We start from the raw sequence: 12,158 nt of genomic DNA, 5'->3' as shown, positions 1-12,158 counted from the left end.
TATTTCTTTAAACATATTTTAAGGTAAACCCTCTAAAAAACAAATAGTTTGATGTAAAATAAATAATGTATGCTACAAATGTGTAATACATATTATAATTATTAAACATAACAATTGTTAATATTGAATCGGACACAATTCTTGCTGCAATGGCTAAAAACAATATGTAATTAGCCTGTATCATCATTTTTAAATAATTTGTAAATAATAATGATGTAACTAAAGAAAGAGAAACACCATATATAAATATAGAATTATAAGCAGTTCCTTTATTATCTATTGAAAAAAAGAAAACAATTAGAAATAAGATTAAAAATATCACAAAATACTTAATAATTTCTTTTCTTAATTTTTTCTTGAAAAAACTCCAACTCAAATAAGATAAAATAATAAAACTTAAACTATGAAAATATAAACCTAAACCGAATTTAGCGAAATTAACAATAATCACATCACCTAAAATAATACTTAAAAAAAAAGCAAAAATTCGTTTATCAAACTTTTTCAGCAATTGCAAAGATGAAAGTGCTAGCATTAAAGTAGGTAACAGTTTCAGACTGTATTTATATTCATGATACACTAGAATATATAAAGACAATACACCTAATAAGGCATAAATAATTAAAAATGGAATTTTAAAACTTTTTTTTATACTCAATAGTTATTTAATTTATCATTTTTAAAAAATCTTCTTCAGAAATAATAGGAATACTTAAAGACTCAGCTTTTGCTAACTTACTAGGTCCCATATTATCTCCTGCTACAATATAGTTTGTTTTTTTAGATATTGAACTACTAACCTTACCTCCATTATCCTCTATTGCTTTTTTAAGTTCATTTCTACTCATTTGATGAAAAACTCCAGAAACCACAAAAATTTTACTCTCTAATCTATTAGTCTGATTCGCTAGAGCTTCTTGAGAAACCTCTAATTGAACACCATGGATTTTTAATCTATTTATAATTTCGATATTATTTTCATCGGATAAGAAACCTATAACACTTTCCGCAATCCTATCTCCTATTTCATCTACAGCAACTAAATCCTCAAAAGTAGCTGAAGACAAACTATCAATAGATTTAAAATGTTTTGCTAACTTTTTTGCTACTGTTTCTCCTACAAATCGAATTCCTAAAGCAAATAACACTTTTTCAAAAGGTATTTCTTTTGATTTTTTTATTCCTTCTACCATATTCATAGCAGATTTTTCTGCCATTCTTTCTAAAGGAATAATTTGCTCAACAGTTAATTCATAAAGATCTGCATAATTTTTAATTAATCCTTCTTTATGTAACAAATCAACGGTTTCTGATCCTAAACCATCTATATCCATCGCTTTTCTACTGATATAATGTTGGATTTTTCCTGTAATTTGAGGTGCACATCCAAATTCATTTGGACAATAATGTTTTGCATCTCCTTCAGTTCTTACTAATGGAGTATGACAAACCGGGCAATGTTCCTTATATTTTGTTGGTAAAGAATTTTCGGCTCTTTTTGACAAATCTACTCCCATTATTTTAGGAATAATCTCACCTCCTTTTTCAACAAAAACTGTATCTCCTATACGAACATCTAACTTTTCTATCTGATCTGCGTTATGTAAAGAAGCCCTTTTAACAATTGTTCCTGCTAAATGAACAGGCTCTAAATTTGCTACTGGTGTAATTGCTCCAGTACGGCCAACTTGATAAGTAATTTCATTTAGAACTGTAGTAACTTGCTCTGCTTTAAACTTATAAGCTATTGCCCATCTTGGGGATTTAGATGTATATCCTAATTCTTCTTGTTGGATTAAAGAATTTACTTTTATCACCACGCCATCAGTCTCGTAAGGTAAATTATGGCGTTCAACATCCCAATGATTTACAAACTCTAAAACTTCATCTATAGATTTTGCCAATGTAATAGTATCAGGAATTTTAAATCCACAATCACGAGCTGCATTTAAACTTTCATAATGAGTTTTATATTTTCTTTCATTAGTAACCACCTGATATAAAAGGCAATCTAAAGGTCTTTTAGCTACCTCTCTACTATCTTGAAGTTTCAAACTTCCACTTGCCGTATTTCTTGGATTTCTATAAGGATCTTCACCATTAGCAATACGCTCTTCGTTCATTTTATTAAAACCATCCAAAGGCAAAATAATTTCACCTCTCATTTCAAAATTAGAAACAAAATCATTTGACAGTGTTAATGGAATAGATTTAATAGTACGAATATTTGTTGTTACTTCGTCTCCTTGAAAACCATCACCTCTTGTTACTGCACTAGCAAACACACCATTTTCATAAGTTAAATTGATAGATGCTCCATCGTATTTTAACTCACATGTATACTCTATATTTTCAGTTCCTAAATTCTTTTGAATGCGCTTTTCCCAATCTAATAAATCTTCTTTAGAATATGAGTTATCTAAAGAATACATTCTATTTTTATGAGTAATTGTCTGAAAATTTTTTGTAATTTCTCCTCCTACCCGTTGCGTTGGAGAATTTAAATCAAAAAACTCTGGATTCTCTTCTTCTAGTTTTTCTAACTCTTTTAATTTAATATCAAACTCATAATCAGAGATTGTTGCATTATCTAAAACATAATAATTATAATTATGTTGATTTAGTTCTTTTCGAAGCGATTCAATTTTATCTTTTGTTGTCATTTATCTTCTTACTTTTCCCGTTAAAAAACTAGGGCCTTTAGGTAAAGGATTTCCCGATGTACGACGGAAAGTTACTATTTGTCCGCAATGCCAAATTGCATCTGCTATAGGTCCATTTAACTGATTCCAAAAAGGATACTCTACCACATTATTATTTCTTCTAGGAATTTTCATTATATATTTTGACAGATCATTTGAAGATTTTAAAATTTCACTAGCTTTTTTAAAATTTTCTAATGTTAATTTTCTCATTTCTGAAAATGTTAATGTTCCTTCTTCTGGAAAACTCATTTCTACTTCTTCAACAGCACTTAATGTCATTATTGATAATACTAAAATATGATCTACAGTATCAAATAAGTTTCTTGCTTCATCACTAGGTTTAAATTTTAAATCTTTTTCAGTTAAACCTTCAGTTGCCCAATAATAACGAAAACCTAAACCATCTATCATTCTACTTGCAACAGAACCTGCTGTATAGGAATCAGAAGCTTTTGGAATTTCATAATATGGTAAATTTTGTGCTTGTGTTTGAGTTGACATCATAAAAAAAATAAGTCCTAAAGTAAATAGTTTCATTTTAACAAAAGAATAATAAAGAGATGCAATTTACTATTTTTAATTAAAAAAGTTCGAAGCAAATGCTCCGAACTTTTTAACATATATCAGATGAAATTTACTACTAATAGTATGTAAATCTACGAACTTTAGCAATATGTTTCGCTAAACGCATAACTTGATGAGAATACCCATATTCGTTATCGTACCATACATAAATTACAATTGTATCTCCATCAACAATTGTTGCTTTACTATCAAAAATTGATGGTGCAGTTGTTCCTACAATATCAGAAGAAACTAATTCGTTACTTAAAGAATATTTAATTTGCTCCACTAAATCTCCTTCTAAAGCATACTGTTTCATGATCGCATTAATAGCATCTACAGTTGTTTCTGAATTTAATTGTAGATTTAAAATAGCTAAAGATCCATTTGGAACTGGAACTCTAATAGCATTAGATGTTAATTTTCCTTCTAAAGCTGGTAATGCTTTTGAAACAGCTTTTCCTGCTCCTGTTTCTGTAATTACCATATTTAAAGCTGCTGCTCTACCTCTTCTATATTTTTTATGCATATTATCTACTAAATTTTGATCATTAGTATATGCATGAATTGTTTCTAGATGGCCTTTTTTAATTCCGTAGTTATCTTCTAAAACTTTTAAAACAGGAGTAATAGCATTAGTTGTACAAGATGCAGCAGAGAAAATATCGATGTTATCAGGATTATTTTCTAAATGATTTACCCCGTGTACAATATTTGGAATTCCTTTACCTGGCGCAGTTAATAAAACTTTTTCTGCTCCTTTAGCTTGTAAATGTCTACTTAAAGCTTCTTTATCTCTAAATGCTCCAGTATTATCAATAATTAAAGCATCGTTAATTCCGTAAGCTGTATAGTCAATATCCTCTGGTGCAGCAGCTGAAATCATTTGAACTGAAGTCCCATTAATAATTAACGCATTATTTTCTGCATCTACACTTACAGTTCCTAAGAAATCACCATGAACAGAATCAATACTCAACAATGAAGCTCTTTTCTCTAAAACACTTTCATCAATCTTTCCACGAGTAACAATAGCTCTTAATCTTAATTGAGAACCTTTACCCATTTTACTACTTAACTCTCTAGCTAATAAACGACCGATACGACCAAAACCATAAAGAACAACATCTTTTGGTTGAATATCATTTGCAGCTTTAGCATCTTTCAATTGTTTTTTTACAAAATCAACTTTTTCTAAGTTTGTATCATCTATCAAATGATACTCATAAGCTAATTTTCCAATATCTAATTTTGAAGCTGGTAATTCTGTAGATTGAATTGCTTTAGCAATATCTAACGCATCCTGAATAGAAATTGGTTTTGCTACAAATTCTTTTGCATAATCAATTAAATTTAATACTTCACTAGCTCTTTTATCTACTAATGGATTTCTAAATAATACTAATTCAATTGATTTATCGTACCATAAATCATTTACAATATTGATAAATTCAGTTGTAGCTCTTCTAATTTGAACTTGACTAGCAACTTCTTCTTCGTAATTTGTTATTATTGACATAGTTGTGTGAACTAATTTTTAAAAAATTTGCTGCAAAAGTAGTTATTTCAAACGATTTCGTAACTTTTTTAAATAAAAAAAACTCGATATTTTTCATATCGAGTTTTTATCTTTATAATCACTAGAACCCATATCGTTCAACTTGACCTGTCGGGCTTATCATTTCTAATATAAATCTTTTTCTTGTTCTTGGTGAATAGGTATCTAAAATGTTTTTCGCTTCAGAAGCGCTATGAATTTCTTTATTATTAATTTTTGTTATTACATATCCCTTCCCTACCTTAAACTGCTTAAATGCAGGATGACTAGTTCTCAAAATTTTAACCCCGTATGATATATCTCTTTTCTCTTTTTCTTCTTCTGTCAAATCTTTCAATTCAATTCCAAAACTCTCAGAAATAAAAGAATCTCTTTTTGATAATTTCACAGTCTTAGTTAATTCTGTTCCATTTCTATCTACTGTAAGATTTACCAATTCACCAGGTCTTTTAGCTGTTAATTGACCTTTTAAATCCGAAAACTTAGCTATCTTCACATTATTTACCTTAGTAATCACATCTCCCTCTCTTAAACCTGCTTTTAAAGCTTCACTCCCTTCGTCTATATTACCAATCTTTACACCTTCTATTTGATTATAAGAAGCATCTATATTAATACCTATAATCGCTTCTTGAACATTCCCATACTCAAGTAAATCATCTACAATTTTCTTTGTAATATTCGAAGGCACGGCAAAAGAATATCCAATAAATGAACCTGTTCTAGAAGTAATCGCTGTATTAATTCCAATTAATTCTCCTCTTGTATTCACTAAAGCCCCTCCACTATTTCCAGGATTAACTGCCGCATCTGTTTGTATAAATGATTCGATATTAGTGTTTCCTTCTAAATCGCGCCCTTTTGCACTAACAATTCCAGCTGTTACTGTAGAATTTAAATTATATGGATTTCCAACTGCTAAAACCCACTCTCCAATTTTGGCATTATCAGAATTACCAAAAGTGATAAATGGCAACTCCATGTCAGTTTCTATCTTTAATAAAGCGATATCGTTTTTAGGATCAGCTCCAATTAAATTGGCTTTTAATTTTTTTCTATTATTAAGTGTGATTTCAATATCTGTGGCTCCATCAATAACATGATTATTTGTTACGATATATCCATCAGAAGAAATAATCACACCACTTCCTGTTCCTACTTGTTCTCGTTTACTTCTTCCATTGCCACGACCAAAAAACTCTTCAAAAGGATTATACACTTCTTTTACTGCTGTGTTTTTAACATGTACTACTGTATTCACCGTTTTTTCAGCAGCATCTGTAAAATCTGTAGGTACAGAAGATGTATTTAAAACTGCTGGCGTATAGCTTGCCTTAACAGTTTGTAACTGTGGCTCTACTGATTTTTCAATAACCACCTGAGGTTGTTCAACAAATAATTTATAACCTCCTAAAGCAGTTGCACCTCCTAAAAATGCAACGCCTATTATTCCAAAAATTCTCTTCATATTGTTCTAAAATTTTTTGTTACTCAAATATACAATTTTAACATTTTAAGCTTATCTGTTTAACTTCATTTTAACGCACTTTAACCAGTGTTTAACATCTCTTTTTTCCTAAGTAAATACATATATTTGTAATTTCATATGGAAATTACTTTTTATAAATACCAAGGAACAGGAAACGACTTTGTTATGATCGATAATAGAGCAAAAACCTTTCCAAAAGATAACGCCAAGCTTATTTCACAACTATGTCATAGGAACTTTGGTGTTGGTGCAGATGGATTAATCTTATTAGAGAATGATGATAATACCGATTTCAGAATGGTTTATTATAATGCTGATGGAAATGAAAGTACAATGTGCGGAAATGGTGGTAGATGTATTGTCGCTTTTGCCAATAAGCTTGGTGTTATTAATAATAAAGCTACATTTATAGCTATAGATGGCTTACATATTGCTGAAATCAATAATGAGATTGTGAAATTACAAATGATCGATGTTGATACTGTAACGATTCATGAAAATTATGCTTTTGCTAATACCGGTTCTCCTCATCATGTAGAGCTAGTTGAAAATATTGAAGATTATGATGTTTTTTCAAATGGAAGAAAACTAAGGAATTCTATTTATGGAAAAGAAGGAAGTAATATCAATTTTGTAGAACAAACAAATACAAATTCTTTCCGTGTTAGGACATATGAAAGAGGTGTTGAAAACGAAACTTTAGCTTGTGGAACCGGTGTAACTGCTGTTGCTTTAGCCATGCATAAATTAAATAAAACGGAAAATAACACTGTAGACTTACAAGTAGAAGGCGGAAATTTAGCAGTTACCTTTGAATACACCGACAATAGTTATAAGAACATTCATTTAATAGGGCCTGCTACTTTTGTTTTTAAAGGAAGTATTAAAATTAATGAAGACTTTAGAAAGTGATCATATTGTCTTAAGAGCAATTGAACCTGAAGATTTAGATTTTCTATTTACTATTGAAAATGATGAGTCCTTTTGGGAAGTAAGTCATACCCAAACTCCATTTTCACGTTTTTTACTAAAACAATATATTGAAAATTGTCATTTAGATTTATATGAAGCTAAACAACTTCGTTTAGTTATTATTGAAAAGGGTTCGAATAAAAGAGTTGGGTTAATCGACTTATTTGATTTTAACCCACAACACCGAAGAGCTGGAGTTGGAATAATTATTCATAAAGACTTTCAAAATCTAGGATACGCTTCTGAGGCTTTAAAAATTTTAATTAACTATAGTTTTTTAACCTTACATTTACATCAATTGTACGCCAACATTACAGAAGATAATCATAATAGTTTATCACTATTTAAAAAGCATCGTTTTAAAAACGTTGGGATTAAAAAAGATTGGATATTAGTTAATGGAAAATATAAAAACGAAATTTTATTTCAATTAATTCATGAAGAATAAAATCATATACATAACTCTTGGTTTATTTATAATATTAGGAATTGTAGGATTTACTTATTACCAAAAAATTTTCGCTCCTGCTGTTACTAAAAGTGGAGATATTTTTATTCCTTCTAAAACTACAATGACAGAACTTAAAGAGTTACTTAGTGATTTTATAAATGATACAGATGATTTTAATTGGGTTGCAGAAAAGAAAAAATTCACGAAACCTAAAGGTGGTAAATATTCTTTAAAAGAACGAATGAGTTTAAATGATCTTGTTAACTTACTTCGCTCAGGAAATCAAACACCAGTAAAAGTTTCATTCAACAATCAAGATACTTTAGAAAAATTAGCTGGTAGAATTGCGCAACAACTAGAAACAGACAGCATTACTCTTTTAAACTCTTTTAGAGATAGTGATTTCTTAAAAAAACAAAATTTTACTGAAGCTTCTGCTCTTGCCATGTATATTCCTAATCAATATGAATTCTATTGGAATACTTCCGCGGATAAGTTTAGAAACAAAATGCTTTCCTATTATAATAAGTTTTGGAATACCTCAAGGTTAGCAAAAGCAAAAAAACAAGGTTTAACAAAAGATCAGGTAATTACTTTAGCATCTATTGTTCAAAAAGAAACTGCAAAAATTTCTGAGCGATCAAAAGTAGCTGGATTATATTTAAATCGTTACAAAAATAAATGGCCTTTAGAAGCTGACCCTACTATCATATATGCTTTAAAACAAAAACATGGTCAAGATTTTGTAGTTAAGAGAGTCCTTTTTAAAGATTTAGAAACAAAATCACCATATAATACTTATAAAAACGTTGGGCTTCCTCCTACTTTAATAGCTATGCCCGATATATCTTCTATAGAAGCAGTTTTAAATCCAGCACAACACGACTACTTTTTTATGTGTGCTAGTGTAGATAACATAGGCTTCCATGAGTTTGCAAAAACATTATCGCAACACAATAGAAACGCCAAAAAATATCAGTTTTGGATTAATAATCAAGGAATTAAGCGATAATTTAACAAAAATTTATTTCAACTTAATTAACTCATTTTAAAAGAATTTAACACTGAATTTATACCCTTATTTATATATTCATTAAAATAAAAACGAATTTTTACGAATAATTAAAAATCATGAAATCTACAAAATCCTAAGATTTGTTTTAATCCTTTTTTTTGTCATATATTTGCGCCCGCCAAATAGAAAGTATATTAATTATCAGAAAATTAGGGATATTATTAGTTAGTATTACGCTTATAAGTTTTACTACAAAAAAAATAGAAAAGAAATACGAAAAAGGTGTAACAACACCAGTAAACTACGAAGTTACTAAAGACATTCTTAAACTAGAAAAAAACTTTGTTGGATTTAAAGAAGCTTTGGCTTTTAAAGAATCTCAAGGTAGATATTATGTGGTTAACACTCATGGTTTTTTAGGTAAATATCAGTTTGGTAAAAGTACTTTAAAGAGATTTAAAATTTACGACACAAAAAAATTCCTGAAAAACCCTGAACTACAAGAGAGGGCTTTCACTGCTCTTTGTAGGGTGAATAAATGGATTTTAAGAAGGGATATTTCCCGTTTTGTTGGTAAAAGAATAAATGGAATACTTATCACTGAGTCTGGGATAATAGCTTCTGCTCATTTAGCTGGACCTGGCAATGTAAAGAAATTCTTACGTTCTTATGGAAATTACCAATTTAAAGATGCTTACGGAACATCTATCAAAAGTTATATGAAAAAATTTGCTGGATATGATTTATCACATATCAAGGCAGATAAAAAAGCAACTGTATAAGAAACTCTATTCTTTAAAACTTTTTAATTTGATTACGCTTGAATAATAAAGATAGCAGGTCTTTTGTGTAAATCAACGTTTTCAGTTTTCCATTTTTGAATTGGAAAAGTTTTAATGTATTCTGTAGGTAAAGAAATATCACAAGCTACACACAATTGAGTATTCGATTGTAATGTAGCTTTTAAATCATCAAGCATTTTATTATTTCTATAAGGAGTTTCAATAAATAACTGTGATTGTTCTTTATCTCTTGATAATTTTTCTAACTCTTTAATTTTTCTTTTTCTATCGGACTTATCAATTGGTAAATATCCATTGAAAGCGAAATTCTGTCCATTTAAACCAGAAGACATTATTGCCATTAAAATAGAAGAAGGTCCAACTAACGGAATTACTTGTATTCCTTTTTCATGTGCTTGCTTAATTACAGTAGCGCCAGGATCAGCAACACCAGGAACACCCGCTTCAGAAAGTATTCCTACAGAGATACCTTCATCACAAACATCTAAATAGTTTCTGGTTTCTAGTTCGTGTGAATATTTATCAATCATCATAAAGTTTAAAGATGATTGTGGTTTATTTGGTGTTATTTTTTTAATATATCTTCTTGCTGTTTTTTCATTTTCAACAATGAAATAATCTAAACGTTCAATAACTTTTTTTACAGAAATAGGCATAACCTCTAAAGGCTCTGTATCTCCAAGTGTAGTAGGAATTAAATATAACTTACCAATCATAATTATTGAATTTTAGATGCGATTACTTCACATGCTTCATCAAGCATATTATATACATTAACAAATCCTTGATCTCCTCCATAGTAAGGATCTGGAACATTTAAATTTTCTTCCGGTGAAGATTCATTTAATATCATTCTCACTTTATTAACATCTTCTTCATTTCTTGAAAGCTGAATAATATTATGATAATTACTAGAATCCATAGCATAAATCATATCAAAGTTATCAAAATCATTTGCAGTAAACTTTCTTGATCTTTGATCTGTAATATCTAAACCATTTAATCTTGCTATTTCTATAGATCTTCTATCTGGCAATTCTCCACTATGGTGACCAGAGGTTCCAGCAGAATCAACAAAATGCTCAGCATCTAATTTGGATTTTAAAATCCCCTCTGCTAATGGTGAACGGCAAATATTACCCAAACAAACCATTAGTATTTTCATTATAAATTAAATTAGAATGTTAATTTCTTTGTTAAATCTTCAACGTACTTTCTAAATTGTTTATCAGTTTCTGTTAAGTTATCTACAGTTTTACAAGCATGAAGTACTGTAGCATGATCGCGTTGTCCTATTTGACTTCCAATACTGGCTAAAGAAGATTTTGTCATACGTTTAGCAAAATACATCGCTAATTGTCTAGCCTGTACAACATGTCTTTTCCTTGTTTTAGACTGTAAAGTAGCTACATCCATATCAAAATATTTTGAAACTACTTTTTGAATATAATCTATAGACACCTCTTTCTTGGTATTCTTAACAAATTTATCAACAATTTGTCTTGCTAAATCTAAGGTAAACTCTCTTCTATTGAATGAAGCTTGAGCAATCATAGAAATAATTACCCCTTCAAGTTCTCTAACATTTGTTTTTACATTTTTAGCTATGTATTCAACTATATCTTCAGGCATCTCGACACCATCTCTAAATAGTTTCTTCTGTAAGATAGAAATACGAGTTTCATAATCAGGACTTTGAAGTTCAGCTGAAAGTCCCCATTTAAAACGAGACAATAATCTCTGTTCAATATCTTGCATATCTACAGGTGCTTTATCTGAAGTAAGAATCACCTGTTTTCCATTTTGATGTAAATGGTTAAAAATATGAAAAAACACATCTTGAGTTCCAGCTTTACCAGATAAAAACTGAACATCATCAATAATTAAAACATCTATCATTTGATAGAAATGAATAAAATCATTTCTAGTGTTAGATTTTACAGAATCTATAAATTGCTGAGTAAATTTCTCAGAAGAAATGTATAAAACTGTTTTATCTGGATATTTATCTTTAATATCAACACCTATGGCATGAGCTAAATGTGTTTTTCCTAACCCTACTCCTCCATATATCAATAAAGGATTAAAAGATGTTCCGCCTGGTTTATTAGCTACAGCCATACCAGCAGATCTAGCTAATCTATTTGAATCTCCTTCCACAAAATTATCAAAATTGTAATTTGGATTCAATTGAGACTCTATCTTAACCTTCTGTAAACCAGGTATAACAAAAGGGTTTTTCAATTCTCTTTTATTTTCTAAAGGAACTGTTACTTTTTGTGGTTTAAGAGGGTTTCTATTTGCACTAGGAATTTTAACAATTTGAGGATTATTACTACTATAAGTATTCTCCATACGAACATCATAAATTAATTTCGCATTATCACCTAGTTCACGAACTAACGCTACTCGTAATAATTTAATATAATGCTCTTCCAACCATTCATAAAAGAATTTACTTGGTACCTGAATTGTTAATGCCTCTCCAGATAATTTAACTGGTTTTATAGGCTCAAACCATGTTTTATAGGCTTGAAGCTTTATATTGTCTTTTATAAAAGACAGGCAATTTAACCATACTAATTCAGCAGTTTTATTCAT

The 12,158-nt window shown here is 29.5% G+C and carries 12 protein-coding genes; 4 read left to right on the top strand and 8 right to left on the bottom strand.

The genetic code is table 11. From position 1 onward, the window contains the following. Window positions 1-7: 7 nt before the first annotated feature. From ACSIGC_RS00060 to ACSIGC_RS00040, 5 genes are all read right to left on the bottom strand, one after another. The gene (locus tag ACSIGC_RS00060) at window positions 8-658 is read right to left on the bottom strand and encodes a lysoplasmalogenase family protein (RefSeq protein WP_442266142.1); all 651 of its coding nucleotides are present in this window, start codon (window positions 656-658) and stop codon (window positions 8-10) included. A gap of 7 nt (window positions 659-665) precedes the next feature. Then, complete coding sequence (gene ligA / locus ACSIGC_RS00055) at window positions 666-2,663, bottom strand: NAD-dependent DNA ligase LigA (protein WP_442266141.1); 1,998 nt, start codon at window positions 2,661-2,663, stop codon at window positions 666-668. Next, window positions 2,664-3,209, bottom strand: a complete 546-nt coding sequence (locus tag ACSIGC_RS00050) for a DinB family protein (RefSeq protein ID WP_442266140.1) — start codon at window positions 3,207-3,209, stop codon at window positions 2,664-2,666. 136 nt (window positions 3,210-3,345) lie between these two features. Further along, a complete protein-coding gene (locus ACSIGC_RS00045) occupies window positions 3,346-4,788 on the bottom strand; it encodes a glyceraldehyde-3-phosphate dehydrogenase (RefSeq protein ID WP_442266139.1) in 1,443 nt (480 codons plus the stop codon). Between the two features lie 121 nt (window positions 4,789-4,909). Beyond that, window positions 4,910-6,295, bottom strand: coding sequence for a trypsin-like peptidase domain-containing protein (locus ACSIGC_RS00040; protein WP_442266138.1), 1,386 nt, complete (start codon window positions 6,293-6,295; stop codon window positions 4,910-4,912). 138 nt (window positions 6,296-6,433) lie between these two features. On the opposite strand from ACSIGC_RS00040, the gene dapF reads away from it, so the two are divergent. From dapF to ACSIGC_RS00020, 4 genes are all read left to right on the top strand, one after another. Continuing rightward, window positions 6,434-7,228, top strand: a complete 795-nt coding sequence (gene dapF / locus ACSIGC_RS00035) for a diaminopimelate epimerase (protein ID WP_442266137.1) — start codon at window positions 6,434-6,436, stop codon at window positions 7,226-7,228. Then, window positions 7,209-7,736, top strand: coding sequence for a GNAT family N-acetyltransferase (locus tag ACSIGC_RS00030; RefSeq protein ID WP_442266136.1), 528 nt, complete (start codon window positions 7,209-7,211; stop codon window positions 7,734-7,736). Before dapF ends, ACSIGC_RS00030 begins: the two co-directional genes overlap by 20 nt. Next, window positions 7,726-8,751: an endolytic transglycosylase MltG gene (gene mltG, locus ACSIGC_RS00025; protein ID WP_442266135.1), complete on the top strand. Its 1,026-nt coding sequence runs from the start codon at window positions 7,726-7,728 to the stop codon at window positions 8,749-8,751. The genes ACSIGC_RS00030 and mltG overlap by 11 nt, the downstream gene beginning before the upstream one ends. Window positions 8,752-8,912: 161 nt before the next feature. Next, window positions 8,913-9,536: a peptidoglycan-binding protein LysM gene (locus ACSIGC_RS00020; protein WP_442266134.1), complete on the top strand. Its 624-nt coding sequence runs from the start codon at window positions 8,913-8,915 to the stop codon at window positions 9,534-9,536. Window positions 9,537-9,568: 32 nt separating this feature from the next. Here the strand turns inward: ACSIGC_RS00020 and ACSIGC_RS00015 are convergent, their stop codons facing one another. Genes ACSIGC_RS00015 through dnaA form a run of 3 tightly spaced genes read right to left on the bottom strand, consistent with a single transcriptional unit; the run spans window position 9,569 to window position 12,158 of the window. After that, complete coding sequence (locus ACSIGC_RS00015) at window positions 9,569-10,273, bottom strand: SAM-dependent methyltransferase (protein WP_442266133.1); 705 nt, start codon at window positions 10,271-10,273, stop codon at window positions 9,569-9,571. A 2-nt stretch (window positions 10,274-10,275) separates the two neighbouring features. Continuing rightward, complete coding sequence (locus ACSIGC_RS00010) at window positions 10,276-10,722, bottom strand: low molecular weight protein-tyrosine-phosphatase (RefSeq protein ID WP_442266132.1); 447 nt, start codon at window positions 10,720-10,722, stop codon at window positions 10,276-10,278. A gap of 11 nt (window positions 10,723-10,733) precedes the next feature. Then, a complete protein-coding gene (dnaA, locus tag ACSIGC_RS00005; RefSeq protein WP_442266131.1) occupies window positions 10,734-12,158 on the bottom strand; it encodes a chromosomal replication initiator protein DnaA in 1,425 nt (474 codons plus the stop codon).

The sequence above is a fragment of the Tenacibaculum aquaeponti genome, from assembly GCF_052084715.1.
In the GTDB taxonomy this organism is placed as follows: domain Bacteria; phylum Bacteroidota; class Bacteroidia; order Flavobacteriales; family Flavobacteriaceae; genus Polaribacter.
The sequence above is the reverse complement of the archived record's forward strand: the minus strand, read 5'-3'. Positions and strand labels throughout refer to the sequence as shown.